This is a genomic window from Paraburkholderia polaris (assembly GCF_012927345.1).
GTDB classification, from domain to species: domain Bacteria; phylum Pseudomonadota; class Gammaproteobacteria; order Burkholderiales; family Burkholderiaceae; genus Paraburkholderia; species Paraburkholderia polaris.
The window spans coordinates 1-25,340 of record NZ_JABBGJ010000037.1 but is presented as its reverse complement, the minus strand read 5'-3'; the positions used below and the strand labels follow the sequence as shown (position 1 = coordinate 25,340).

The following is a 25,340-nucleotide window of genomic DNA, read 5'->3' as shown; positions in this document are numbered from 1 at the left end:
AATGCCAGCACACAGCAGCGAGTAGCAGGCGGCCCACGTGTGCAACGCAAGAAACGTCGCGCGGGCAGAGGGTCAATCGGGGAAGAAAAAGACTAAACGAGCCGACGTTACTGAGCCGCCGCCGCATTCGGCATCGTCCGCCGTCCGAGCTTGCCTGCAGCGCCTTTAGCAGCGACACCCGGATGCGGCACCGTCGGCACCGTCGGCACCGTCGGCACCGTCGGCACCTGCGGCAACGCAGTCAACGAGCCATCGTCGAGCGGCGACAGCAACGCGCTCAACTGCAGCACGTCCTGATCGGTGAGATTCGCGGTCGAGGCCTTCAGCTTCAGACTATTGATCAGCGTGTCATAGCGCGCCTTCGCGAGATCGCGGCGCGCCGAAAACAGTTGATCCTGCGCATTGAGCACGTCGATATTGATCCGCACGCCGACCTGATAGCCGAGCAGGTTCGATTCGAGCGAGGTGTTCGCCGATCGCTCGGCGGTCTGCAGCGCGCGCACTTGCGCGAGCCCGCTCACCACGCCGAGAAACGCTTGCCGCGCCGATAGCGCCGCATTGCGCCGAGCCGTATCCAGATCCGCGGCAGCCTGGTCTTCGAGGGCGAGCGTCTGACGTACGCGGCTTTGCGTCGCGCCACCCGCAAAGATCGGAATCGTGACTTGCACGCCGATCGTGCTGTTCGTGTACGACGACCCCAGGTTGCCCAGTTCCGCGGCGAGCGCCGGCGTGCCGGGCGCGGGCGTGTTCGCGCCGCTGCCGAAGCCGCCACCGAAATTGCCGCCGAAGTTACCCGCGCCGGCCGCGCCGAGACTGCTGCGCGAGCGGCTCGCCACCAGGTCGACAGTCGGCAGGTGGCCGGCCTTGGCCTTCGACGTCTCGCGTTGCGCGCTATCCAGCGCGATCTGCTTCAGGATGACCTGGTAGTTCGCATCGCTTGCCGCATCGACCCACAGATTGATGTCGGCGGGCACGGGCGGCGGCAGCGGTGCGCCGGCGGCGAGTCCATCCACGCGCTCGACAGGGTGTCCGACAATCTGCTGCAAAGCCGCCAGCTTCACGGCAAGGTCGTTCTGCGCGGCAATTTCCTGCGAGACCGCCTGATCGCATTTAGCCTGGGCTTCGTTGGTATCGGTGATCGTCGTGTTGCCGACTTCGAATGAATGCTTGGCCGATTCGAGCTGCTGCGCGATCGACGCTTTCTGCGAGCGCACAATCGCAAGGCTGTCCTGCGAGGCGAGCGCATCGAAGTAAGCCTGGCCAAGCCGCACGATCAGATCCTGCCGCGCCTCTCCAAACGACGCCTGCGCCGAATCCACCGCGAGCTTGCCCTGCGCATAGCCGTACCAGCTATCGACGTGAATCAGCGGCTGCGTGAGCGAAATCGTGTAACCGTTGCTATTGCCGTAGGAGGCAGGAAAGCCGCCGCCGAAATCGGTGTTCTGGCGGTTCGCGGTGAGTGACGCGGAGACTTGCGGCAGCAGTTTGGCGCGGGCCAGCGGCAACGCTTCGCTATTGGCGGCAAGCGCCGCGCGCGCGCTTTGCAGTTGCGCGTCGTTCGACAGTGCTTCGTCGTAAAGCTGGGACAGGCCGACGGCGTGCGCGGGCAGCGGGATCAGCGCCGCGAGTGCGGCAATGGAGGTGGCGACAAGTGCACCACGAAACGCGCAATGAAACGCCAAAGCGGCTGCGAGAACCTGCACCCGCCGACGGATCATCGCGACCGTGCGATCAATAGGTGGGAACGGACGGGTCGACCTGACGCGACCACGCGTCGATCCCGCCTTGCAGATTGAAGACGTTGGTATGGCCGCGCGATTCGAGGAACATCGCGACCTGGGCGCTGCGCGCGCCGTGATGGCACACGCAGACGATTTGCGCGTCGTCGTCGAGCTCTTCGCTGCGCGCGGGAATCTCACGCATCGGAATCAGCACGGCGCCGGCGATCGACGCCGTCTGGATTTCCCACGGTTCGCGCACGTCGAGCAGCACGGGCGCGGGGCGCGATTGATCCGCGAGCCATTCAGCGAGCGCGGGAGCGGTCAGATTTTGCATCAGCAGGACATCCAGTTCAGAGGACGGCGGCACGCCGGCCGTACAGATAAAGGTGTGAATTAAAACTTGAAGCGCGGCGGCTGCACGGCGTTAATCAGCGGTTCGACATAGGTTTCGAACACGTCGGCGATGCGGTACTGCTTCTCGTCGATACGCGTGATGATCTGCGCCTTCATGACCGGCGCGGTGCCGACGAAAGCCGCGAGACGGCCGCCGATCTTCAGATGTTCGAGGATTTCCTGCGGCAGCACCGGCAGGCCGCCCGATACGCAGATCACGTCGTACGGTGCAGCGTTGGCCCAGCCACGCGAGGCGTCGCCGGTGGCGACTTCGGCGTTCAGCACGCCGTTGGCGATCAGGTTGCTCTTCGCCAGTTCCGCGAGTTCCGGTTCGATGTCGACCGTCAGCACGTGCTGCGCGCGGTGCGCGAGCAGGGCGGCCATGTAACCCGAGCCGGCGCCGATTTCGAGCACGCTTTCGTGTTTCTTCACCGCCAGTTCCTGGAGCACGCGCGCTTCGACGCGCGGCGCCAGCATGTGCTGGCCACCCGGCAACGGCACTTCGAAGTCGACGAAGGCCAGATCGCGGTAGACGGTGGGGACGAAATTTTCACGCTTGACGATCGAGAGCAGATTCAGCACGTCCTGGTCGAGCACTTCCCAGGGGCGGATCTGCTGTTCGATCATGTTGAAACGCGCTTGCTCGATGTTCATGGTGGATTCGGCAGTGTGGTTTGGCGAGTTTGCGATTCTTTGCCACTGACCGGCGACCTCGGGGTGTGACTCCGGGGTACAGCCCCGGACACAACTCAGGACGCAGGACACGGCAGGGTAACTACGGGATTGTACCAAATGGCGGCGCGAACCCATGCCGTCACGGGCGGTGCGCCGTCCGGCCGCCGCCCTGGGACGGCTCTCGCCGCGGCCGCCCGACCCCGTATTAATTCCTGGCGATCCGTCCTTGCGACGGTGTGGCGAGCCTGCGCTTCATCGATGCAGTGCAGGCAAGCAGCGCGGCGGACGGTCAATGGTGCGAGATAAAACCTGCTTGACGGTGGATACGTGACGCGCATGCCGGGCAGCGAAGGGAGCCTTTCAATTCAACGCCGCCTGATTTTTAACCAGGCCTTGAGCGTACCGAGGTCCTGGAACTCCACCAGATCGTACTCGAGCGATTCGATCTGTTCCTGCAGCATGAAAACGTCTTCCGCCAGCTCGTGCATTGCCTTCTTCGGCGTGATGGAAGCCATCGGGTCGAGCCCGTAGCGTTCCTTGAACGCCATTTCGACAAACATAATTTCGTCGTCGAGTTCGCCGACCTGCTCCTTTAGTATCTTGTTGTAATGCTTGAGCCGGTCTTCGCTCAGGTTATCGATCGCGTTCTGATCGATGTGTTCCAGTTCCAGCTGCAATTCGAGCAAACGCAGCAGATTGTTCTTGCTGTAGGCCTCGTTGACGCGTTGCATCAGCGCGGTTTTCCGTTTGCGTTCTTCTGGATCGCTTTCGCGATCGGGATGCAACGCGCTCGCCAGCTTGCGATACACCTCGCGAATCGAGCGGCTCAGTTGCGCTTCTTCTTCCTCGCGGCGCGTTTCGGCCGCTATCTGCTTCGCCGTCTTCTTTTTCGGGGCGCATTGCGCCTGCCGCGCCTGATGTTCCGCCGCTTGCGCAGCGTCGTCCTGTTCGATATGCGCCTGCAGGCGATCCAGAACTTCGTCGGGCGAGTTCATGTCGATGTCGTCCAGCTCAACGCCTAATACCGTCTCCAGCATCGATTTCATTTCGTCTAACTCGGACGCTCTGTCGTCGTCGTAGTCGGACCCGCTGTGCCGGTTGTATAGCGCTTTCAAGTCGCCGCTATCTTCTTCCCCGAGACACCTCGCCGCCAGATCGACAATCACCGCTGAAAGGGTGCGCCGCTCGGTCTGGGTGATACGTTTCTGGTTGCTCTGCTCGTCGAGAAGGTGCGCCATTCGCGCACGCAAATGTTGCATCTTCTGCGTCAGCGGCAGCAGTTCATTCACGTACTTTTGCTGGAAAGCCGGCGCGAACTCCTCCCACGCGCTCAAACTGGCGCGCCGCTTTTCGATCTGTTTGATCAGCGTGTTGAACGCTTTCTGGCCCTTCGACAGGGTAGGTTGATTGTGGTCCGGCGCGATGCTGACGGACCTGGCGCTTGTCCTGGTCATGGAGCGGATATCTTCGGTCGTCAAATGGGGTGGGGCGCCGCCTAGCTGCCCTTGCTCTTCCGGATCTGCTCTTCGAATGCGATATCGAGCTTGCTTGCCTTGCGTGGCTTGGGCGGTCCAAAACCGTCGACGAATTTGACGAAGTCGTCGAGCGTCAGCGGGTCGGAGACTTTCTTGTCCGTGCCGCTCGATTTGTCGACCAGATAAAACAGGCCGCCGGACAGGCTGATCGCTGCGAACTGCGGATTGCCGCTGCGGGTTTTTAGCCGCTCGACGGCGTGGATGGCTCGGGTGGTGCGCATGATGGGGGACGGCTGGTCGGGGAAAGACTTCTACTGTAGCAACTTCGCGCAGGGCCTGCGAAGTTGCTTGATTGCGTGACGCTACGCCTTGCGTCTGAACTTTCTCCGCAGCCAATCCGCCCAATCCTCCAGCACCGTATAGACCACCGGCACGACCACCAGCGTCAGAATCGACGACGTAATCACACCGCCGATCACCGTCTGCCCGAGCGGGCCACGCTGCTCGCCGCCTTCACCGAGCGCCGCCGCCAGCGGCAGCATGCCGAAGATCATCGCCAGCGTGGTCATCAGAATCGGCCGCAGACGTACACGCGCCGCTTCGAGCAGCGCTTCACGCCGCTCCATCACGCGACCCTTGCCGGACGCATCGAGCAGGGTGCCGCGCCGCGCCTGATTCGCGAAGTCGATCAGCAAAATCGCGTTCTTCGTGACAAGGCCCATCAGCATCACGAAGCCGATGATCGAAAACATGTTCAACGTACTGCCGAACAGCAGTAGCGCGATCAGCACGCCGATCAAGGTAAGCGGCAGCGACGCCATGATCGCAAGCGGCTGCGCGAAGCTGGCGAACTGCGACGCGAGAATCATGTAGATGAAGATCACCGCCAGCGCCAACGCCTCCACCGCGTACACGAACGATTCGTTCATGCTCTTGGTCGAGCCTTCGAATCGATAGTGGTAGCCCGCGGGCAGATGCATCGCGTCGAGCGTTTTCGCGACGTCCGAGGCCACTTCACCGGGCGAGCGGCCATTGACGTTGGCCGACAGCATCACCTCGCGTTGCAGGTCGCGCCGGTTCAAGACATCGGGGCCGGTCGTCTTGACGATATCCGCGATCTGCCGCAGCGGTACCAGCACCGGCGCACCGTTCGCGTCGGTGCGGTTGGTGGCGATCATCAGCTTGGCCAGATCGTCGACGTCCTGACGCTGCGAGCGCGGCAAGCGCACGCTGACGTCGTAGTCCTGATCGTCGGGGGCGCGCCATGTGCTGATGGCATCGCCGGAGAGCAGCGGCCGCAATGCGGTGCCGATATCGGCTACGCCCACGCCGAGGTCGGACGCCAGTTCGCGCTTCACGTTGATCGCGACGATCGGCTTATCCGCCTTGAGACTCGAATCGAGATCGACGAGGCCCGGGATCTTGGCCATCCGCGTTTGAGCCGCATCCGAAAGCCGGCGCAGTTTGTCGATGTTGTCACCCTGCAAGCTCAACTGGATCGCTTTCGTGCTGCCGGCGCCATCGGGCACGCCGATTTCGGTAATCGACACGCCCGCCACCGAGGCGAGCCGGGCGCGGAACACCTGGTTCAATTCGACCATGCCGCGCGTGCGGTCGCGCCGGTCTTTCAGGCGCACGGTGATCAGCGCGGTGTTTTTGCCTTGCGTGTTGCCCGAGTTGACCGTCGCGTAACTGAAGCGCACTTCGGGGTAGGTGGCGAGAATCGCCTGCACCTGTTTCACTTTTTCCGAAGTGGCTTCGAGCGAGGTGCCCACCGGCGTGTTCAACCCGATCTGCGTTTCGGAGAAGTCCGCATTCGGCACGAACTCGGTGCCGACGAACGGCACCAGAAACAGGCTGCCGAAGAACGTGGCCGCAGCCACGGCCAGCGTGATCGCGCGATGCTTCAGCGACCAGCCCAGCAGGCGCTGGTAGAACGCGGTGAGCTGGCCGATCTGCTTGTCGAACAGATGCAGGGAACGTTCGATGACGCGCCCATAGCGATAGCCCTTGCGGCCAGTGTCCGCGTCGTGTAGATCGGGGTCCGGCCAGATCGAGGACAGCATCGGATCGAGCGTGAACGACACGAACATCGAGATCAGCACGGCGGCGGCCACTGTAATGCCGAACTGATGGAAGAAGCGGCCGATGATGCCGCCCATAAAGCCCACCGGCAAAAATACGGCGACGATCGAAAAGGTGGTCGCCAGCACGGCGAGCGCAATTTCCTTGGTGCCGTCGAGCGCGGCGGTGCGATGGTCCGCGCCGAGCTGCACGTGCCGCACGATGTTTTCGCGCACCACGATCGCATCGTCGATCAGTAGGCCGACGCATAAGGACAGCGCCATCAGCGTGATCACGTTGATCGTGAAGCCGCACGCGTACATCACCGCGAAGGTGCCGATCAGCGCGATCGGCAGGGTGAGGCCGGTGATCACGGTGCTGCGCCACGAACCGAGAAACAGGAACACGATCAGCACCGTCAGCAGCGCGCCTTCGAGCAAGGTACGCTTCACTTCGTTGACACTGTCTTCAATGTTGATCGACGAATCGTCGGTGATGCTCAGTTTGACGCCGGGTGGCAGTTGCGGCTGCAGAAGGCCGACTGCGTCACGCACGCCGTGTGCGACTTCCACAGTGTTCTCGCCTTGCGCCTTGATGATCGACAGGAACAGCGCGCGCTGGCCGTTCAGCAGCGCCATGCTGTCGGGTTCCTGCTGGCCGTCCACCACATCGGCGACCTGATCGAGTGTGACGGGCTGTGTCGCGGAAGAGGCTGTCGGTATCGCCGACTGCGCGCCGCGCCGCGCAATGATGATGCGTTTGAAGTCGTCCGGTTTTTCGAAGCGGCCTTTGACCTGCACGGTCTGCTCGACATTGCTCGACGTGAGCGGTCCGGCCGGAATCTCCTGATTCTCGTTCTGCACCGCACGGATCACCTGATCGACGCCGATCGAAAGCGCCTGCAGCTTCTCCGGATTCACATCGATCTGCACTTGCCGCTTTACGCCGCCAACCAGCGACACCGAGCCGACGCCGCGCACCGTTTCGAGCCGCTTGCGCACGATCTGATCGGCGACGGTGGTGAGATCGCGCGTGGACAACGACGCGCCCGGTGCGTTCGAGATGGCCACCGTGATGATCGGCATATCCGACGGGTCATAGCGCAGCACGCGCGGGTCCTTCACGCCGTCGCGCAGATCGGGGCGGATCAGCGCGATCTTGTCGCGCACGTCCTGGGCGGCTTGCACCGCATCCACCGAAAGATCGAATTGCACGATCACGACCGACTGCGCGTCGTACGAACGCGAGGTGATTTCGTCGATGCCGCTGATCGTGTTGACCGCTTCCTCGATCTTGCGGGTGACGTCCGACTCGACCGATTCCGGCGACGCCCCCGGATACGCGGTCTGCACGACCACGACCGGGAACGCGATGTCCGGGAACTGATCGACCTTGAGCCGCTGATAAGAAAACAGACCGATGACGAGCAGCGCCATCATCATCATCGTGGCGAGCACCGGGTTGCCGATGCTGATGCGGGTGAACCACATAGGCAGGGGCTCCGGTCAGCGTGTGCTGCTTGCGCCCGGCACGCTGGCCGCTTGCGGGGCATCCTGCCCGGGCTGGGCGGATGGCGCCGATTGGGCGGGCTGCACCACATGCACGGTGCTGCCGATCCGCAATGAGCCGAGATTGTTCTTCACGATCTGCTGGCCGGGCGCCAGTGGGCCGCCGACGATCTCGGTCCATGTGTCGCCGTCGGCATCGCCGGTCGCGCCGGTCTGCACCGGCTGCTCGACCAGCTTGCCGTTGACGAGCGCATAGACGCTGTGGCGCGTGCCGTCCGTGCGGATGGCGGTGGCAGGGACCACCAGCACGTCCTGCCGGCTGCCGACCGAGATCGTGCCGGTGCCGAACATGCCGACCCGCAGCGTGCCCGCCGGGTTGGCGACCTGCACGTACACCATGATCGAACGCGAGCCGGCTTGCGCGGCCGGGTTGATGCGCGTGATTGCGCCCTGGATCGGTGTGTCGATACCGTCGAACGCGATCTGGATCGGCTGGCCGATCCGCACGCGGCCGATCTCGCCGACCGGCACCGGCGCTTCCAGTTCGAGCGTGCGCAGATCGACCACGTCGAACAGCTTGGTATCAATGGCAACTTTCTCGCCCGGTTCAACCGAGCGCGAGGCGATCTGTCCGTCGAGCGGCGAGCGCACGACGGTATCGTCCAAAGACAGATTCGACGACGCCAGCGCGGCCTTCGCCGCGTCGAGATTCGCGCGCGCGATTTGATACTGGCTTTGCGCGGTGTCGAAGGCGTTTTTCGAAATGAAGCCCTTTTCGACCAGCACGCGGTTGTTGTCGAGCGTCTGTCTGGCGATGTCGAGCTGGCCGGCCATGGCGGCCATCTGGCCGCGCGTCTGTTCGGCGCGGGCGACGTAGTCGCGGGCGTCGATCTTCGCGAGGATCTGACCGGTCTTGACCGGATCGCCTTCGCGCACCATGACGTTGAGCGCCGAGCCGGCAACTTTCGATTTGACCGCGGCTTGCGTGACTGCGCGCAGTGAACCGGTCAGCGGCAGCGTTTCGGAGAGGGTCCGGCGGCTGACGGTGGTGAGGTCGTCAGGCGCGAATTCGACGACGGAAGAAGGGGCCCCGACGTTGGCGTCAACGGCGCCGCTGCGCTTCCTGATGGCGTGGCCGATCGCAATGGCGAGGATCACACCGGCTACAACGGCGGCGACGATGATGCGTTTTCTGGTTTTTAGCATGCGCGGTCTGACGGACTTCACGAACTGGCGAGAGGCGGTGGCGGCCTTGTGGTCTCAAGGCGCCCCGCGCTCGCACGGAATCGGCAAATTAGCCAGAACTCGCCGTTCATTGCAAGCTGGCCGTCAGCATGTTACACGCAGCTTGCATGGCGCGCGCCGCTCGAACGGTGGGCTCGGGCGGCAGGCGTGCATATTGACTAAAAGTGACAAATTCAGACGGACAACCGGTGGCGATGGGTAGTGCGATGCGCGCGGCTGAACCGGGACGGAACCCGCCGCGCATGCCATGCTCACTGACTCAGATAAACAAACTTGCCGTTGTTGATCGTGCCCATCACGCTCGCGCGCTGATCCAGACCGACGTGGTCCTTCGGGCTCGTATTGACCACACCGTTCGGCACGACCAGTTCATGTGCGTGTTCCAGTTCGTCACGCAACGCAATGCGGAAAGCCGGCGTGCCCGGCTGCGCCGTCTTCAACGCACGCGCGACTGCATCCTGCAAACGCGGATACACGCCTGCTGCATCGCCCGCGAACTGCGTGACGCTGCCCGGGCCGTACTTTGCTTCGTATTCGTTGGTGAACGCGAGCGCCGCCTTCTTCGCCGGATGATCGGCCGGCAGCGTGCGCGCCACCACGACCGGCTGGGTCGGGAACAGCGTGCCTTCCACGTCCTTGCCGCCCAGCTTGATGAACTCGGGCGTGGCGATACCGTGCGTCTGATAGATCGGGCCTTTGAAGCCGCGTTCGATCAGCGTGCGTTGCGGCAGCACGGTCGGCGTGCCGGCCCCGGCGATCAGGATCGCGTCGGGCTTGGCTGCCATCAGCTTGAGGATCTGGCCGGTAACACTGGCGTCGGTGCGGTTGTAGCGCTCGGTGGCCACCAACTGGATATGACGCAGGGCCGCGAACTTGCTGAACTCGTTGAGCCAGCTTTCGCCGTAGCCGTCCGCGAAACCGATGAAGCCCACCGTCTTCACGTTGTGGTTCGACATGTAGCGTGTCATCACGTCGGCCATCGCGCTATCGGTCTGCGCCATCTTGTAGGCCCAGACCTTCTTGCCTTCCTGCGGCTCCACCACGCTCGCCGAGCCGATCAGCGTGATCATCGGCGTCTGGCTTTCGGCGACCGGATCGAGCGCGGCCATCGCCGCCGGCGTGATATTCGGGCCGACGATCACGTCGACGTGGTCTTCATTGATCAGCTTGTGAATATTGCGAACCGCCGCACCCGGGTCGGAAGCGTCGTCGAGGAAGATGTAATCGGCTTTCTGGCCGGCGATCGTGGCCGGCCACATCAGCATCGCGTTCTTACTCGTAATGCCGATCACGGCGGCGGGGCCGGTGCTCGACAGATCGATGCCGACCTTGATGTCGGCGTGTGCTGCGTTGGCGAGCAAGAGCGCGCCAAAACCAAAAGCGGCGGCGAGGCCGCTGATCTTTTTCTGATACGACTTCATCGAGGGGTCTCCATAGCGGGAAGCGTGGTGATGTCAAAGTTCGTAGGTTTCGTGCTCGCCTTTGAGCGCCTGTTCGATCAGCTTGCGATTCATGCTCGGCGACAGCAGTTCGACGAGCGTATACACATAGCTGCGCAGATACGCACCCTGTTTCAGCGCGACCCGCGTCACGTTGCTGCCGAACAGGTGGCCGACCGGCATCGCGCGCAGATGGCGGTCGCGCTCGGCGTTGAACGCGATATCCGCCATGATGCCGACGCCTAGCCCCAGTTCCACATAGGTCTTGATCACGTCGGCGTCGATCGCCTCCAGCACGATGTCCGGATGCAACCCGCGCAGGCGGAACGCCTCGTTGATCTTGGTGCGGCCGGCGAACGCGTTGTCGTACGTAATCAGCGGATATTGGGTCAGATCATCCAACGACAAAAGTTTGCGGTCGAGCAGCGGGTGATCCGGTTGCATCACGGCGACGTGGTGCCACTGGAAGCACGGTAGCGAGACCAGTTCCTTATAGTTAGCGATCGCTTCAGTGGCAATGGCCAGGTCGGCCTGGTCGTGAATCACCATCTCGGCGACCTGCGTCGGGCTACCTTGCAGAATTGAAAGGTGAACTTTTGGGAAGCGCTTCTTGAATTCGGCGATCGCGGCCGGAAGTGAGTAGCGTGCTTGGGTGTGGGTGGCGGCGATCACCAGATTGCCCTGATCCTGGGCCGCGTAATCTTTACCGACCCGTTTGAGGCTCTCGACCTCCTGCAGAATCTTCTCAACCGACTGAAGAATGATGCGCCCCGGCTCCGTCATCCCGCGCACCCGCTTGCCGTGCCGCGTGAAGATTTCGACGCCCAGCTCGTCTTCCAGCTCGATGATCGCCTTGGAGACGCCCGGCTGGCTTGTAAACAGGGCTTTGGCCGCTTCGGTCAGATTGAAGTTCTGCCGCACAGCCTCGCGGACGAAGCGGAATTGATGCAGGTTCATATATAACCTCTCCGCATATCAAAAGAATTTTTTAGTCGTTTGAAATATAAGGCGAGTTTATTACGATCTGTCCATCTTTTTCAATATGGATATCTGTATTTGTCATAAGCAAATGAGCGGAGGGTCTAAACGTTCATGGGCGAGTGCTGACAAACAGAGATAGCCAGGCGCGGCGGAACCGGACCGCTGCGCTGTTACTGCAAAAAATTGGGGTCCCCGAATGTACCAATACGATCAGTACGACCAGACCATCGTCGATGAGCGGGTCGCGCAATACGCCGATCAGGTTCGCCGCCGCTTGTCGGGCGAATTGAGCGAAGAGGAGTTCCGTCCGCTGCGCCTGCAGAACGGCCTGTACATGCAGCGTCACGCGTACATGCACCGCATCGCGATTCCGTACGGCAACCTGCGCAGCGATCAGATGCGCGTGCTGGCCCAGATCGCGCGCGAGCACGACCGCGGCTACGGCCACTTTTCGACGCGCTCGAACATCCAGTACAACTGGATCCAGCTCGAAGAAACGCCGGAAATCCTGCGCAAGCTCGCTGCTGTGCAGATGCACGGCATCCAGACCTCGGGCAACTGTATCCGTAACATCACGGCCGATCAGTTCGCTGGCGTAGCGCCGGATGAAGTGGTCGATCCGCGTCCCTGGGCAGAAATTCTGCGTCAATGGTCGACGTTCCACCCGGAATTCGCCTGGCTGCCGCGTAAGTTCAAGATCGCCGTGTCGGGTTCGACGGAAGACCGCGCTGCCGTGCAGATTCACGACATGGGCGTGTATCTGAAGAAGAACGAGCAGGGCGAGTTGGTGGTCGACATCCTGGCCGGCGGCGGCATGGGCCGTACGCCGATCATCGGTGCGATCATCCGCCGTGATTTGCCGTGGCAACACCTGCTGACGTACTGCGAAGCCGTGCTGCGTGTGTATAACCGCTACGGCCGCCGCGACAACATGTACAAGGCGCGTATCAAGATTCTCGTGAAGGCGCTGAGCCCGGAGAAATTCTCGGCGCAGGTCGAAGAAGAATGGCAACACCTGAAGGACGGTCCGTCGACGCTCACACAAGCGGAAGTGGATCGCGTGGTGCAGTATTTCCAGCCACCGGTATATGAAAAGCTGGCCGACACGGATGCATCGTTCGAAAAGCATTTGCTGGAAAACCGCGGCTTTTCGCGTTGGGTCGAGCGCAATGTGCGTCCGCACAAGGTGTCGGGTTATTCGTCCGTCACGCTGTCGCTGAAGCCGACCACGATCGCCCCGGGCGACGCCACCGACGCGCAGATGGAAGCGGTTGCCGATTGGGCCGACGAATACTCGCTCGGCGAAATTCGCGTCTCGCACGAACAGAACCTGATTCTCGCGAACGTGAAGAAGCGCGACCTGTTTGCGCTGTGGGAAAAGGCTAAGGCGCAGGGTTTCGCAACGCCGAACATCGGCTTGCTGACCGACATCATCGCGTGCCCGGGTGGCGATTTCTGCTCGCTCGCGAATGCGAAGTCGATTCCGATTGCGCTGGCGATTCAGGAACGTTTCAACGATCTCGACTACGTGTACGACCTCGGCGACGTGTCGCTGAACATCTCGGGCTGTATCAATGCTTGCGGCCATCACCACGTCGGCAACATCGGCATTCTGGGCGTCGATAAGGACGGCTCGGAGTGGTATCAGGTGACGCTCGGTGGCGAGCAGGGTACGGGCGCCACGGGCGCGCATCTCGGCCGCGTGATCGGCCCGTCGTTCTCGGCGGAAGAAATGCCGGACGTGATCAGCAAGGTGATCGATACGTTCGTGGAAAACCGCATTGAAGGCGAACGCTTCGTCGAAACGTACAACCGCATCGGCATGACCCCGTTCAAGGAACGTGTGTACGCCTCGCGTCAACCGGCTCACGCGTAACTGCGAAAAGGATACTGAACAGATGGCTTCTATCATCAAGAACCGCGCGATCGTCAACGATGACTGGACGGTGGTGCGCGCCGCTGAAGACGGCACGCTGCCCGCAGTGAATGAATTGCCGGCCGGCAAAGTGCTGGTGCCGCTCACGTTGTGGCAGGCTTCCCGTGATGCATTGATTGCATCGCGCAGCACCGCTGAAATCGGCGTGTGGCTCGCACCGGATAGCGAACCGGCGGATATCGTCGGCGACTTCGACACGATCGCGCTGATCGGCGTGGACTTCCCGGTGTTCCGCGACGGCCGCGGCTATAGCATCGCTCGCCTGTTGCGCGAGCGTTATGGCTACAAGGGCGAACTGCGCGCGATCGGCGACGTGCTGCGCGATCAACTGACGTTCATGTTTCGCTGCGGCTTCGATGCGTATGCACTGCGTGAAGACAAAGACTTCGACGACGCGCTCAAGGCGTTCGACGAATTCAGCTTCAACTATCAGGGCGCGGTGAACTCCTCGCCGCTGTTCCGCCGCCGCGAGTCAGGCGAACTCGTGGGCGAGCTGGCAAAGGCCTCGGCATGAGCGGCGCACAATCGTTCACGCCGGAACTCGCTGCGAAGGTCGAGCGCCTCGATGCGCTGCTCGATTCGATCGCGGCGCGCCACGCGAACGTGAAGCTCGCCAGCAGCCTTGCAGCAGAAGACATGCTGCTCACGCACGCGATCCTGTCGCGTGGTGTGAAGATCGGCATCTTCTCGCTGAACACGGGCCGTTTGCATGCGGAAACGCTCGGCATGCTCGATCGCGTGAAAGAGCGCTACGGTTACGATATCGAGCAGTTTCATCCGCAAGCTGCAGCAGTTGAAGAATATGTCGGCTCGCATGGTCTGAACGCGTTCTATGAAAGCGTCGATCTGCGCAAGCGCTGCTGCGAAATTCGCAAGGTCGAACCGTTGAACCGTGCGCTGTCGGACGTCAGCGCGTGGGTGACGGGGCAACGCCGCGAGCAGTCGGTCACGCGGGCCGAACTGCATGAGGAAGAACACGATGCGGCGCGCAACATCGCCAAGTTCAATCCGCTGACGGACTGGACCGAAGCTGAAGTGTGGGACTATCTGAAAGCATTGGACGTGCCGGTCAACCCGCTGCATGCGCGTGGTTACCCGAGCATCGGCTGCGAACCTTGTACCCGCGCGATCCGTCCCGGTGAAGACAGCCGTGCAGGGCGCTGGTGGTGGGAGTCGCGCGATACGAAGGAATGTGGACTGCATATCACGACGATTACGCCGATCCCCGTCAGCAGCAGCGAGAACGCTTCGGCATAAAGCATTCAGGCGATTCAGGCGTTGGTTTTTAGCTTGAACGCCGCAGATACCGATTTGAATAGTTCCGCCTGGGCGAGCAACCGCTTGTCAGGCGAATCAACGAAGGACCCAAACATGAGCACCACGCTCGATTCCACTGTGAATGCACCGCTTACCAACACGGCGAACCGGATGGATCACCTCGATTGGCTCGAAGCCGAGTCTATCCACATCCTGCGCGAACTGGTCGCCGAATGCAGCAAGCCCGCGCTGCTGTTTTCGGGCGGCAAGGATTCGGTCGTGGTGCTGCACCTCGCGCTGAAGGCCTTCGGCATTGGCGCGAATCGCAAGACCGTGCTGCCGTTCCCGCTCGTGCACATCGACACCGGTCACAACTATGAGGAAGTGATCGACTTCCGCGATCGCCGCGCGAAAGAGATCGGCGCTGAGCTGGTGGTGGGTCACGTCGAAGATTCGATCAAGCGCGGCACGGTGCGTCTGCGTCGCGAACTGGATTCGCGCAACGCTGCGCAAGCCGTGACGCTGCTCGAAACGATCGCGGAACATGAGTACACCGCGCTGATCGGCGGCGCGCGCCGCGACGAAGAAAAGGCCCGTGCAAAAGAACGGATCTTCTCGTTCCGCGACGAATTCGGCCAATGGGATCCGAAGGCACAGCGCCCGGAACTGTGGAGCCTGTATAACGCGCGTCTGCACAACGGCGAACACCTGCGCGTGTTCCCGATCTCGAACTGGACCGAACTCGACGTGTGGCAATACATTGCCCGCGAACAGCTCGAACTGCCGTCGATCTATTACGCGCATCAACGCGAGATCGTGCGCCGCAACGGCCTGCTCGTGCCGGTCACGCCGCTCACGCCGATGCGTGAAGGCGAAACCAGCGAAACTGCGCTGGTGCGTTTCCGCACCGTGGGCGATATCAGCTGCACGTGCCCGGTGGAAAGCGATGCCGATGATCTCGAGAAGATCATCGCGGAAACGGCCGTGACTGAAATCACGGAACGCGGCGCGACGCGGATGGACGATCAGGTTTCCGAAGCCGCGATGGAACAGCGTAAGAAGCAAGGTTATTTCTAAGCACACGAGAGCAATGCAAATGAATATTCACCAACCAGAAGACCTCGGCGTGCTGCGTTTCATCACTGCGGGCAGCGTCGACGACGGCAAGAGCACGTTGATCGGCCGCCTGCTGTACGACAGCAAGGCTGTGCTCTCCGACCAGCTCTCGGCACTGTCGCGCGCGAAGAATAAGCGTACCGTTGGCGACGAAATCGATCTGTCGCTGCTGACCGATGGCCTCGAAGCCGAACGTGAGCAGGGCATTACGATCGACGTCGCATACCGTTACTTCGCAACGGCAAAGCGCAAGTTCATCATTGCTGACACGCCGGGCCACGAGCAATACACGCGCAACATGGTGACGGGTGCATCGACCGCGCACGCAGCGATCATTCTGGTCGACGCAACGCGTGTGACGTTTGTCGACGGTGTCGCGCAACTGCTGCCGCAAACCAAGCGTCATAGCGCGCTCGTGAAGCTGCTCGGCTTGCAGCACGCGATTGTCGCGATCAACAAGATGGACCTCGTCGACTACAGCGAAACGCGCTTCAACGAGATTCGCGATGCGTATGTCGAACTCGCGCGTCAACTGGGTCTGAACGACGTGCGCTTCGTGCCGGTCTCGGCGCTGAAGGGCGACAACATCGTGACGGCTAGCGAGAGCATGCCGTGGTACGCAGGCGAGCCGCTGCTCGATTTGCTCGAAGCGTTGCCGGTCGATATTCCGACGGGCCAGGCGCTGCGCTTCCCGGTGCAATGGGTGGCGCGTCAGGACGGCAGCCAGGCTGACGACTTCCGCGGCTATATGGGCCGTGTCGAAGCGGGTGAGGTGAAGGTCGGCGACACCATCGTCGTGCTGCCGGCGAACCGTGAAGCGACGGTTGCCGAGATCATCGCGCCGGTGACGGGTGGTACGGCGGCGGTGGACCGTGCGTTTGCCGGTCAAACCGTGACGATCCGTCTGGCGGAAGACGTCGACGTGTCGCGTGGCGATACCTTCGTGCTGCGCGAAGCAGCGCCGGAGCCGGCGAAGAAGCTGGAAGCCGATCTGTGCTGGTTCGACGATACGCCGCTGTCGACGCAACGCAAGTATCTGTTGAAGCAGACCACCAACACGGTGTTCGCGCGCATCGGTGCGATCAAGGAAGTGCTCGACGTGCATACGCTGTCGCAGGCGACCGATCGCAAGGACCTGACGATGAACGACATCGGCCGCGTCTCGCTGACGTTGCAAAAGCCGCTGGTGTGCGACGTGTACGACTCGCATCAGGGCACGGGCGCCTTCGTACTGATCGACGAAGCGACGCATCACACCGTCGCGGCTGGGATGATCCGGGCGTTTTCGGCGTAATTTAGCGAGCCTTGGTCGCGCACCGCGGGCGCCTTAACGAACAGGTTGATGCAAATGGGTAAGGTTTATCTGATCGGAGCAGGGCCGGGTGCTGCGGACCTCATCACGGTACGCGGGGCCCGGCTGTTGGGTATGGCCGATGTCGTGTTGCACGATGCGCTGGTCGAGCCGGCGATGCTCGACTACGCGCCTGCTCACGCGCGGCGGATTGCGGTGGGTAAGCGCTGTGGGCAATTGTCGACGGCGCAGCAGTTCATCAACAAGCAGATTGTGGATGCTGCGCTTGAGCACGATGTGGTGGTGCGTCTGAAGGGTGGCGATCCGATGTTGTTCGGGCGTGCCGATGAAGAGATGCGGGCGCTGGAAGCGGCGGGCATCGAGTACGAGGTTGTGCCTGGGATTACAGCGGCGCTGGCTAGTGCGGCTTCGTTGAAGCGGTCTTTGACCCTGCGAGGTGTTTCGCGCAGTATCGCGCTGGCTACTTTTAGCCGGGCGCCGGGGTCCGATGAGATTCGCGAGCAGGTGAATGCGGATTCGCTCGTGTTCTATATGGGGCGCGATAGTGGGGTGGAAATCGCCCAGCAATTGATCGACGCTGGGCGCGCTGTTTCTACGCCTGTCGCGATTGTCGAGGCTTGCAGTACGGAGCGCGAACGGACGCTGACTTTGACGCTCGAGGAACTCGCGGCCGGAGAGGCGCAAAGATGGGTTGATGCCTCGCAGCCGAGTCTTCTGATGATCGGGGAGGCTTTTGCGGCGCGGGCCGGGCAGCGGACGGATTCTTCTTCGGAAGCGTTGCTTAGCGCGGCGTGAAGGGGGTGTTTTTTTTGCTTTGCCGGAGACAATAATCCGCCACAGCATCGAGCACAGAATCATCCTCACCGACGGCGGTCGCACAGTGAATAGCGACGCCAGGATGGGCCGCCCGGCAAACGTCGAGCACCGCAGGTAAATCCCGCCTGACATGCCCACCTTGCCCAAAGAACACCGGCACAACGGTCACAACCGAGCATCCGTGAGCAACGTGAGCGGCCACAGCGGTTGGCAGATCGGGTTCCATCAACTCAAGAAATGCCAGCGAAACCGGTCCAGCGGCGCCATGAGCAGCCTCCAGCTTCGCAGCGAGGCGAGCAAAAGGCTCCGCCCACCGCGCATCCCTCGCGCCATGCCCAAACAGCACAATTCCATGCAAGTCCATGGCTAAGGCTCCTAATGCCGATCGACCCACTTCAACCCGACTAACCCGAGCACCAGATACACCAGCCCCGGTGTAGCCGCGGTCAACGGCGCAGGCCACGTATTCAACGTGCCAATATGCGAGAACAGCGTGTTGAACAGCTGAAAACTCATCCCCAGCATAATCCCGCCGAAAACTTTCACACCGACCACGCCGGCGCGCGTATGCAGATACGCAAACGGCAGCGACAGCACCAGCATCACGAACACCGCAAACGGATACAGCAGCTTGCGCCACAGCGCAATTTCATACCGCTGCGTGTCCTGATGATTCTCGGTCAAATGCTGGATGTAGCGGAACAGATTGAACATCGACATCCGGTCCGGCGACACGAGCAGCACCGATAGGATCTGCGGTGTCAATTCCGAGCGCAACGAATACTCCGGCAACGCCACCTGCTTCGCGCGATACACCGGATTCAACGCATCGGCCGGCGTACCCGGAGGAGGGGGCACGTCGATCAGTTGCGTGTCCGTCACGTCAGTCAGCTGCCAATGCCCCGGCGGCTGATACGTGCCACTCTTCGCAATCCGCACGTTCGAGAGCCGGAACTTCGAGTCGAATTCATAAATCCGCACGTTGCTGATCGTCGCGTCCGGCTTCAATTCGCCAACGTTCACGAAGCGCGTCACCTGCTCGCCGTCCGCGCGCGCGGTGAGCGTGTCCTTCACCCAGACACCCGATTCGAAGTTGCTCGACACGGACGACCCCAGCGCTTCAAGCCGCACGCGTTCCGACAACTGATCCGTATACGGCCCGACGACTTCTCCGATGAAATAAGTCAGGATTACCAGCGGAATACCGATCTTCAGGAGCGAGCGGAGCGCCTGATTCGTCGCGAGGCCCGACACGCGGAAAATCGTGTACTCGGAGTTAGCCGCCATCTGCGCGAACACGTAGATCGCGCTGATCAATGCGGCGACCGGAATGATTTCGTAGAAGCGCGAGGGCGTTTGTAACGCGACGCGCAGCACCGCGTACTGGAACTTGTAGTTGCCGTGGCCGACTGAGTTCAGTTCGTTGATCAAGTCGAAGAAGAAGAACAGACCCGAGAACGCGAACAGAATAAAGATGAACGTGAGGTAGACCTGACGCGCGAAATACCTTTCATAAATGCGCATCGGTCAGGCCCCCTGCGAACGGCTGAACATCGCCCGCGTGAATAGCGGCCGGTTGCGCACGCGCAGCCAGAAGATGAACGCGACGATCGCCGCCACGATAACGTGAAGGACCACCAGTCCAACCGCGAACGACATCCTGCCTTGCTCGATCCACGCCTGCACCACGTTCAACAGATTGGAATACGTCAGATAGATCAATACGGCCATCACCAGATTGATAGTACGACTGCGCCGTGGGTTCTGATGCGCCAGCGGAATCGCCAGCAGCATCAGGTTGATCGCAATCAGCGGCAGCCCCGCACGCCATGCGAATTCGGCAAGGTTGTCGTTGGTCGGGTTGCGCAGGAGTGTGAGCGTGGGCAAGCTGGTCGTAGTCGGTGTATTGACGACTGGCTGGCTCTGGATCTTCAGGCCGTAGCGCTCGAATTCCATGATGCGGAAATCGGGGTGGCCCGGTTCGCCGTCATAGCGGCGGCCGTTTTCCAGCACGACAAATCGGTCGCCGTTCTTGTGTGTTTCGGTATGGCCGGTTTTCGACACGACCACGTTGACCTTGCCGTTTTCCGTGCTGGTCACGAATACGTTCTCGACACGTGCCTGGTCGGGCGACATCTTCTCGATGAAAAACACCCGGTGGCTGGTAGCCGATTCGCGGAACTGGCCCGGCGCCAGCAACGAGACTTCATCGCGCTGCTGGAAGCGCGCCCGCAGCAGCTTGCTCTGCTGGTTCGACCACGGCCAGCCGACGAACACGAAGAACATGATGAGGATGATGATCGGCGTGGCGAAAATACCGATCGGCTTGATGAAGCGGGTCAAACTGACACCCGAGGCAAGCCAGACCACCATCTCGGAGTCTTTGTACCAGCGGGTCAGGACGAACAGAATCGACACGAACAGGGTCGCGACGAGCATGATCGCCAGGTAGCCGATCACGGTCAGGCCGATCAGGACCAGCACGTCGCGCGGATCGATCTCGCCCGAGGCGGCGAGGCCGACGATGCGGATCATCATCGTCGTCAGCACGAGCGTGAGGAGAACCATGAACACGGCACCAGCCGTATACGCGAGTTCGCGCTGGAGGGAGCGTTCGAAGATCATTATTGATGAAGAGAGGGGGCGCTCTCAGCGGCGCACGGGTTGGTTCCCGTCACGCCTCCGGTGCAGCCGCCGCGGGAAAAATAGCGGATAATTGCGGCTTCATCCTAAGCCCAGACTTTATCCGAGGACAAGCGCGATGGACTTTAGCATAAAAGCCTGTGATTGGACCAAAGGCTCGTCAAACGGTTTCCTGACCGGGAAATCCGATTGCATCGTAATCGGCGTGTTCGAGTCGCAAACGCTCTCGGGCGCTGCGCTGGAGATCGACGCGGCCACCAAGGGCCTCCTGACCCGCATCATCAAGGCCGGCGACATGGACGGCAAGGCCGGCACCACGCTGTTCCTGCACGAAGTCTCAGGCATCGGCGCTTCGCGCGTGCTGCTGGTCGGCCTCGGCAAGCAGGATGCTTTCAGCCAGAAAGCCTACGGCGAAGCCGTGCGGGCCGCCTGGCGCGCACTGCTCGGCACCAAGATCGTCCAGGTCACCTTCACGCTTGCTCAACTGCCGATCCTCGAGCGCTCGGCCGATTGGGGCGTGCGCGCCGCGATCCTCGCACTGCGCGAGCTGACCTACCGGTTCACGCAGATGAAGAGTAAGCCGGACAACGCGGCGCGCGCCTTGAAGCGCATCGTGTTCAGCGTCAATACGGGCGACGAGAAGGCCGCCAAGCTCGCGGCCAAGCAGGGCGCCGCGCTCGCTAACGGCATGGATCTGACGCGCGACCTCGGCAACCTGCCGAGCAACGTCTGCACGCCGACCTACCTCGCCAATACCGCGAAGAAGCTCGCCAAAGACTGGAAGCTGAAGGTCGAAGTGCTTGGCGAGAAGCAGTGCGAGGCGCTCAAGATGGGCTCGTTCCTGTCGGTCACGGCCGGCTCGGTCGAACCGGCTCAGTTCATCGTGCTGCAGTACCACGGCGGCGCCGCGAAAGCCGCGCCGGTGGTGCTGGTCGGCAAGGGCGTCACGTTCGACACCGGCGGCATTTCGCTCAAGCCGGGCGAAGGCATGGACGAGATGAAGTACGACATGTGCGGCGCCGGTTCGGTGCTGGGCACGTTGCGCGCCGTCGCCGAAATGGGCTTGAAAATCAACGTGGTCGGCATTATCCCGGCCGTCGAGAACATGCCGTCGGCAACGGCTACCAAGCCGGGCGACATCGTCACCAGCATGAAGGGCCTGACGATCGAAGTGCTGAACACGGACGCCGAAGGCCGGCTGATCCTGTGCGACGCGCTGACCTATGCCGAGCGCTTCAAGCCGGCAGCGGTGATCGACATCGCCACGCTCACGGGCGCCTGCATCATCGCGCTGGGTCATCACAACAGCGGCCTGTTCTCGAAAGACGACGCGCTGGCGGGCGAATTGCTCGACGCATCGCGTGAAGCGTCCGACCCGGCCTGGCGCTTGCCGCTCGACGACGAGTACCAGGATCAGCTCAAGTCGAACTTCGCGGACCTCGCGAACATCGGCGGCCGTCCGGCCGGCAGCGTGACGGCGGCGTGCTTCCTGTCGCGCTTCACCGAAGCGTACCCGTGGGCGCACCTGGACATCGCCGGCACTGCATGGAAGAGCGGCGCGGCGAAGGGGGCGACCGGCCGTCCGGTGCCGTTGCTCGCGCAGTTCTTGATCGACAGGGCCGCTGACGGTCGGGCCGCTGACGGTCGTGCCGCACAATGACGCGTTGCAGTAAGGCTGTGGGCGTCGCTGTAGACGCAAAGCGGAGCCGCCGATGACGAGAATCGATTTTCACTCGAACGTCGGCGATTCGCTGCTGTATGCGTGCCGCCTGATCCGCAAGGCGTATCAGTCGGGCCAGCCGACCATCGTGCTGGCCGAGCCCGAACGCCTGCGGGCTTTCGACGAGCAGTTGTGGACGTTCTCGCCACTCGACTTCGTGCCGCACTGCATGGCCGGCTCGCCGCTTGCCGCAGAAACGCCGATCGTGCTGGCTTCAAGCCTCGATGATGTGCCGCACCATCAGGTGCTGCTGAATCTCGGCGCCACGGTGCCGGCGCAATTTGCTCGCTTCGAAAGATTGCTGGAAGTGGTCGGTAACGCACACGACGAACTCGCGGCGGGCCGCGAACGCTATCGTTTCTATCGCGATCGCGGCTATGCTTTGAACAACTACAAGCAAGGCGGCTAGGTTTCACTCCGCCCGCGTCGCGTGGTGTTTTGTCGTACGGATTCGACGTGCGCGTGGCCTGCCGCAGCTTGGACTCAAACACGGAGAGTGCGCGTGTCCGATCCTAACGATAGTTCGATCCCGGTTCTGAGCGAGATTCTCGTACCGGGTAATCCTGCCCAGGCGCGCCATGTGCCCGGCGGTACGCAGCCGGTGTCTGATCCCGAGACAGCGCAAGAACCGGTCTTCGCGCCGGCACCGAGGCACGAGCCTGAGCCGGTGCTCAGGCCAGAGTCCGCGCCCGCGCGGGAGGAGCCGACGCTTGCGCCGCAGCCCGCGCATGTGTCAGAGCAGGCGCATCCGGCAGACCACGCTCATCCGAAAAAACGCTCGAGGGCACACCACGCTGGCGATCACCGGCACGCACATGAGCCTGCCGTTGCGCCGTCAGCGGGCGTTTTCGACCGGGCTGAACCGCATGCGCCGATCGAGACGGGCGCGATTGTGCCGCCGGATATCGCTCACGAAGCACTCGCGCAGCCGCAACCGAATCTCGATGCGGATGTTATCGCCGAACGTCTGCGTGGACGGTTTGCGGGATTTTTGACGGGCGAGGGGCGCGGCGTTATCGAAGCACGCTGCCGCGATGCGTTGCAGGATCACACTTCGTGGCTCGTGAACCAGATCACGCGCGAAGTGGCGCTGGCTCTGGAGACCGAATTGACCGGCTGGGTGAGGGAAGCGGTCGATCAGGAGATCGCCCGGCGCTCGGGCGGCGCTTGAGCATGGCAGTGGCGCGCCTTTATTCGGGCGCGCCCACCGCTTTCAGCAAGCCGCGTTCATTTGAGTCTTCATAAGCGTCAATCATTTCAGGGTCATCACCCAGTTCGCCAGCGTAGCCGCCTGATCGGGCGTGAGTTGCGTATTCGCGGGCATCGGCACCCGGCCCCACACACCCGTGCTGCCATCCAGAATCTTGTGCTTCAGATAGGTGGCGGCGTCTTCGCGGCCGGCATATTTCGCGGCGACGTCATGCAGCGCCGGGCCCATGAATGGACGCGTCACCGAGTGGCAGCTCATGCAGTTCTGCTGCTGGGCAAGCGCCAGTCCGGCGGCCTCCGCGTGCGCCGCCGGACTGCCGACGCCCAACGTAGCGCTCAGCACGCCCGCCGCTGCAAGCGCTGCATACGACAATGATTTCATTCCGGTCTCCGTCGGTGCAGGTGCCCGACTCGTGGTGCACGCATTATAAAAGGAAAGGGGCGCACGGTTTCCCGTGCGCCCCTTTGCGCCTTTTCGTAACTTACGTAGCTCAGGTAGCGTCGAGCAGTGCTTCTGATTGGCCCCGAAGAACCGAGGCGCATCAGTAGGTGCTCAGCGCACGCTTAGCCCGTCACTGCGCCCTTGTTGGCCGGCAGTGCCAGCGCGGAGTATTTCGCCATCACGCCACGCGTGTAACGCGGCTTCGGCTGTTGCCATGCGGCGCGGCGGCGTTGCAGTTCGGCGTCGTCGATGTTCAGTTGCAGGAGCAGCTTGTGTGCGTCGATCGTGATCGAGTCGCCTTCCTGCACGAACGCGATCGTGCCGCCCACGAATGCTTCCGGCGCGACGTGACCGACCACCATGCCCCATGTGCCGCCCGAGAAGCGGCCGTCGGTGATGAGGCCGACGCTTTCGCCGAGACCCTTGCCGATGATCGCCGAGGTCGGCGCGAGCATTTCCGGCATGCCGGGGCCGCCCTTCGGACCGAGGTAGCGCAGTACGACCACGTCGCCGGCGACGATCTTGTCGGCCAGAATGGCTTCCAGCGCGCTTTGCTCGTCGTCGAACACGCGGGCCGGGCCGGTGATGACCGGGTTCTTCAGGCCGGTGATCTTGGCGACGGCACCGTCTTCAGCCAGGTTGCCCTTCAGGATGGCAAGGTGGCCTTCCTTGTACAGCGCCTGTTCGATCGGGAAGATCACCTGCTGGTCGGCGCGCGGCTTGCTCGGCACGTCCTTCAGTTCTTCAGCGATCGTCTTACCGGTGATCGTGATGCAATCGCCGTGCAAGAGGCCGGCGTCGAGCAGAATTTTCATGACTTGCGGAATGCCGCCCGCCTTATGCAGATCGGTCGCGACGAACTGACCCGACGGCTTCAGGTTGCAGATCACCGGCACTTTCTTGCGCATGCGCTCGAAGTCGTCGATGGTCCATTCCACTTCAGCTGCGTGCGAGATGGCGAGGAAGTGCAGCACCGCGTTGGTCGAGCCGCCCGTCGCCATCAGGACGGCCACGGCGTTTTCGATCGACTTCTTCGTGACGATGTCGCGCGGTTTCAGATCCTTCTTGACCGCTTCGACCAGCACGCGTGCCGATTCGGCTGCCGAGTCGACCTTTTCCTGGTCGGGGTTCGCCATCGTCGACGAATACAGCAGCGACATGCCCAGTGCTTCGAACGACGAGCTCATGGTGTTGGCGGTGTACATGCCGCCGCACGAACCCGTGGACGGGCATGCGTTCTTTTCGATCCCGTCGAAATCTTCCTGCGACATCCGGCCGGCCGTGAACTCGCCCACGGCTTCGAACGACGACACGATGGTCAGGTCGGTGCCTTTCCAGTTGCCCGGACGGATCGTGCCGCCATACACGTAAATGCTCGGCACGTTGGT

Annotated in this window: 23 protein-coding genes; 9 read left to right on the top strand and 14 right to left on the bottom strand. The window is 62.1% G+C overall.

The features are described from left to right. Positions 1-107: 107 nt before the first annotated feature. From HHL24_RS30080 to HHL24_RS30040, 9 genes are all read right to left on the bottom strand, one after another. Complete coding sequence (locus HHL24_RS30080; RefSeq protein WP_169488980.1) at positions 108-1,718, bottom strand: TolC family outer membrane protein; 1,611 nt, start codon at positions 1,716-1,718, stop codon at positions 108-110. Positions 1,719-1,731: 13 nt separating this feature from the next. Next, positions 1,732-2,055 carry a rhodanese-like domain-containing protein gene (locus tag HHL24_RS30075; protein WP_120297962.1) on the bottom strand — a complete coding sequence of 108 codons (324 nt, stop codon included), beginning with the start codon at positions 2,053-2,055 and terminating at the stop codon, positions 1,732-1,734. Between the two features lie 59 nt (positions 2,056-2,114). Continuing rightward, positions 2,115-2,768, bottom strand: coding sequence for a protein-L-isoaspartate O-methyltransferase family protein (locus tag HHL24_RS30070; RefSeq protein ID WP_169488979.1), 654 nt, complete (start codon positions 2,766-2,768; stop codon positions 2,115-2,117). A 386-nt stretch (positions 2,769-3,154) separates the two neighbouring features. Next, positions 3,155-4,243 (bottom strand): J domain-containing protein, encoded by a 1,089-nt coding sequence (locus HHL24_RS30065; protein WP_169488978.1) that lies wholly within the window; start codon positions 4,241-4,243, stop codon positions 3,155-3,157. 41 nt (positions 4,244-4,284) lie between these two features. After that, positions 4,285-4,545 (bottom strand): hypothetical protein, encoded by a 261-nt coding sequence (locus HHL24_RS30060; protein ID WP_063495029.1) that lies wholly within the window; start codon positions 4,543-4,545, stop codon positions 4,285-4,287. Positions 4,546-4,626: 81 nt separating this feature from the next. After that, entirely contained in the window at positions 4,627-7,818 is a 3,192-nt protein-coding gene (locus tag HHL24_RS30055; RefSeq protein ID WP_169488977.1) for an efflux RND transporter permease subunit, read from the bottom strand. Positions 7,819-7,833: 15 nt separating this feature from the next. Continuing rightward, the gene (locus HHL24_RS30050) at positions 7,834-9,042 is read right to left on the bottom strand and encodes an efflux RND transporter periplasmic adaptor subunit (protein ID WP_169488976.1); all 1,209 of its coding nucleotides are present in this window, start codon (positions 9,040-9,042) and stop codon (positions 7,834-7,836) included. Positions 9,043-9,332: 290 nt separating this feature from the next. Next, positions 9,333-10,502 carry an ABC transporter substrate-binding protein gene (locus tag HHL24_RS30045; protein WP_169488975.1) on the bottom strand — a complete coding sequence of 390 codons (1,170 nt, stop codon included), beginning with the start codon at positions 10,500-10,502 and terminating at the stop codon, positions 9,333-9,335. 33 nt (positions 10,503-10,535) lie between these two features. Then, positions 10,536-11,477 (bottom strand): CysB family HTH-type transcriptional regulator, encoded by a 942-nt coding sequence (locus HHL24_RS30040; RefSeq protein ID WP_169488974.1) that lies wholly within the window; start codon positions 11,475-11,477, stop codon positions 10,536-10,538. A gap of 220 nt (positions 11,478-11,697) precedes the next feature. On the opposite strand from HHL24_RS30040, the gene HHL24_RS30035 reads away from it, so the two are divergent. The 6 genes from HHL24_RS30035 to cobA all read left to right on the top strand — a co-directional run bounded on the left by HHL24_RS30035 (position 11,698) and on the right by cobA (position 17,917). Further along, positions 11,698-13,377, top strand: a complete 1,680-nt coding sequence (locus tag HHL24_RS30035) for a nitrite/sulfite reductase (protein WP_169488973.1) — start codon at positions 11,698-11,700, stop codon at positions 13,375-13,377. Positions 13,378-13,399: 22 nt separating this feature from the next. Continuing rightward, complete coding sequence (locus HHL24_RS30030) at positions 13,400-13,951, top strand: DUF934 domain-containing protein (protein ID WP_169488972.1); 552 nt, start codon at positions 13,400-13,402, stop codon at positions 13,949-13,951. Continuing rightward, positions 13,948-14,694: a phosphoadenylyl-sulfate reductase gene (locus HHL24_RS30025; protein ID WP_169488971.1), complete on the top strand. Its 747-nt coding sequence runs from the start codon at positions 13,948-13,950 to the stop codon at positions 14,692-14,694. The genes HHL24_RS30030 and HHL24_RS30025 overlap by 4 nt, the downstream gene beginning before the upstream one ends. Positions 14,695-14,808: 114 nt before the next feature. Next, positions 14,809-15,771: a sulfate adenylyltransferase subunit CysD gene (cysD, locus tag HHL24_RS30020; RefSeq protein ID WP_169488970.1), complete on the top strand. Its 963-nt coding sequence runs from the start codon at positions 14,809-14,811 to the stop codon at positions 15,769-15,771. Between the two features lie 19 nt (positions 15,772-15,790). Beyond that, complete coding sequence (locus HHL24_RS30015; protein ID WP_169488969.1) at positions 15,791-17,104, top strand: sulfate adenylyltransferase subunit 1; 1,314 nt, start codon at positions 15,791-15,793, stop codon at positions 17,102-17,104. 54 nt (positions 17,105-17,158) lie between these two features. Then, positions 17,159-17,917 (top strand): uroporphyrinogen-III C-methyltransferase, encoded by a 759-nt coding sequence (cobA, locus tag HHL24_RS30010; protein WP_169489040.1) that lies wholly within the window; start codon positions 17,159-17,161, stop codon positions 17,915-17,917. On the opposite strand, the gene HHL24_RS30005 is transcribed toward cobA, so the two are convergent. Genes HHL24_RS30005 through lptF form a run of 3 tightly spaced genes read right to left on the bottom strand, consistent with a single transcriptional unit; the run spans position 17,904 to position 20,563 of the window. Then, on the bottom strand, positions 17,904-18,302 hold the full coding sequence (locus tag HHL24_RS30005) for a sirohydrochlorin chelatase (RefSeq protein WP_169488968.1): 399 nt from the start codon (positions 18,300-18,302) through the stop codon (positions 17,904-17,906). The two genes, cobA and HHL24_RS30005, sit on opposite strands and share 14 nt — an antisense overlap. A gap of 11 nt (positions 18,303-18,313) precedes the next feature. Then, a complete protein-coding gene (lptG, locus tag HHL24_RS30000; RefSeq protein WP_169488967.1) occupies positions 18,314-19,462 on the bottom strand; it encodes an LPS export ABC transporter permease LptG in 1,149 nt (382 codons plus the stop codon). 3 nt (positions 19,463-19,465) lie between these two features. Continuing rightward, positions 19,466-20,563, bottom strand: coding sequence for an LPS export ABC transporter permease LptF (lptF, locus tag HHL24_RS29995; RefSeq protein WP_169488966.1), 1,098 nt, complete (start codon positions 20,561-20,563; stop codon positions 19,466-19,468). A 136-nt stretch (positions 20,564-20,699) separates the two neighbouring features. On the opposite strand from lptF, the gene HHL24_RS29990 reads away from it, so the two are divergent. The 3 genes from HHL24_RS29990 to HHL24_RS29980 all read left to right on the top strand — a co-directional run bounded on the left by HHL24_RS29990 (position 20,700) and on the right by HHL24_RS29980 (position 23,472). After that, positions 20,700-22,241, top strand: coding sequence for a leucyl aminopeptidase (locus tag HHL24_RS29990; RefSeq protein WP_169488965.1), 1,542 nt, complete (start codon positions 20,700-20,702; stop codon positions 22,239-22,241). A gap of 52 nt (positions 22,242-22,293) precedes the next feature. Next, on the top strand, positions 22,294-22,710 hold the full coding sequence (locus tag HHL24_RS29985) for a DNA polymerase III subunit chi (protein ID WP_169488964.1): 417 nt from the start codon (positions 22,294-22,296) through the stop codon (positions 22,708-22,710). Positions 22,711-22,803: 93 nt separating this feature from the next. Next, complete coding sequence (locus HHL24_RS29980) at positions 22,804-23,472, top strand: DUF2486 family protein (RefSeq protein WP_169488963.1); 669 nt, start codon at positions 22,804-22,806, stop codon at positions 23,470-23,472. 81 nt (positions 23,473-23,553) lie between these two features. Here the strand turns inward: HHL24_RS29980 and HHL24_RS29975 are convergent, their stop codons facing one another. Both HHL24_RS29975 and HHL24_RS29970 read right to left on the bottom strand, forming a co-directional pair. Continuing rightward, positions 23,554-23,892, bottom strand: coding sequence for a c-type cytochrome (locus HHL24_RS29975; RefSeq protein ID WP_169488962.1), 339 nt, complete (start codon positions 23,890-23,892; stop codon positions 23,554-23,556). Between the two features lie 182 nt (positions 23,893-24,074). Then, positions 24,075-25,340, bottom strand: a 1,266-nt coding sequence (locus HHL24_RS29970) for a dihydroxy-acid dehydratase (RefSeq protein ID WP_169488961.1), incomplete at its 5' end; no start/stop codon positions are given.

Coding starts and splice junctions, on each gene's coding strand:
- HHL24_RS29990 (WP_169488965.1), top strand. CDS start 20,700: ATGGACTTTAGCATAAAAGCCTGTGATTGGACCAAAGGCTCGTCAAAC.
- HHL24_RS30025 (WP_169488971.1), top strand. CDS start 13,948: ATGAGCGGCGCACAATCGTTCACGCCGGAACTCGCTGCGAAGGTCGAG.
- lptF (WP_169488966.1), bottom strand. CDS start 20,563: ATGATCTTCGAACGCTCCCTCCAGCGCGAACTCGCGTATACGGCTGGT.
- HHL24_RS30005 (WP_169488968.1), bottom strand. CDS start 18,302: ATGGACTTGCATGGAATTGTGCTGTTTGGGCATGGCGCGAGGGATGCG.
- HHL24_RS30080 (WP_169488980.1), bottom strand. CDS start 1,718: ATGATCCGTCGGCGGGTGCAGGTTCTCGCAGCCGCTTTGGCGTTTCAT.
- HHL24_RS29985 (WP_169488964.1), top strand. CDS start 22,294: ATGACGAGAATCGATTTTCACTCGAACGTCGGCGATTCGCTGCTGTAT.
- HHL24_RS30060 (WP_063495029.1), bottom strand. CDS start 4,545: ATGCGCACCACCCGAGCCATCCACGCCGTCGAGCGGCTAAAAACCCGC.
- cobA (WP_169489040.1), top strand. CDS start 17,159: ATGGGTAAGGTTTATCTGATCGGAGCAGGGCCGGGTGCTGCGGACCTC.
- HHL24_RS30075 (WP_120297962.1), bottom strand. CDS start 2,055: ATGCAAAATCTGACCGCTCCCGCGCTCGCTGAATGGCTCGCGGATCAA.
- HHL24_RS30055 (WP_169488977.1), bottom strand. CDS start 7,818: ATGTGGTTCACCCGCATCAGCATCGGCAACCCGGTGCTCGCCACGATG.
- HHL24_RS30015 (WP_169488969.1), top strand. CDS start 15,791: ATGAATATTCACCAACCAGAAGACCTCGGCGTGCTGCGTTTCATCACT.
- lptG (WP_169488967.1), bottom strand. CDS start 19,462: ATGCGCATTTATGAAAGGTATTTCGCGCGTCAGGTCTACCTCACGTTC.
- HHL24_RS30040 (WP_169488974.1), bottom strand. CDS start 11,477: ATGAACCTGCATCAATTCCGCTTCGTCCGCGAGGCTGTGCGGCAGAAC.
- HHL24_RS30070 (WP_169488979.1), bottom strand. CDS start 2,768: ATGAACATCGAGCAAGCGCGTTTCAACATGATCGAACAGCAGATCCGC.
- HHL24_RS30050 (WP_169488976.1), bottom strand. CDS start 9,042: ATGCTAAAAACCAGAAAACGCATCATCGTCGCCGCCGTTGTAGCCGGT.
- HHL24_RS29975 (WP_169488962.1), bottom strand. CDS start 23,892: ATGAAATCATTGTCGTATGCAGCGCTTGCAGCGGCGGGCGTGCTGAGC.
- HHL24_RS30035 (WP_169488973.1), top strand. CDS start 11,698: ATGTACCAATACGATCAGTACGACCAGACCATCGTCGATGAGCGGGTC.
- HHL24_RS30065 (WP_169488978.1), bottom strand. CDS start 4,243: ATGACCAGGACAAGCGCCAGGTCCGTCAGCATCGCGCCGGACCACAAT.
- cysD (WP_169488970.1), top strand. CDS start 14,809: ATGAGCACCACGCTCGATTCCACTGTGAATGCACCGCTTACCAACACG.
- HHL24_RS30045 (WP_169488975.1), bottom strand. CDS start 10,502: ATGAAGTCGTATCAGAAAAAGATCAGCGGCCTCGCCGCCGCTTTTGGT.
- HHL24_RS30030 (WP_169488972.1), top strand. CDS start 13,400: ATGGCTTCTATCATCAAGAACCGCGCGATCGTCAACGATGACTGGACG.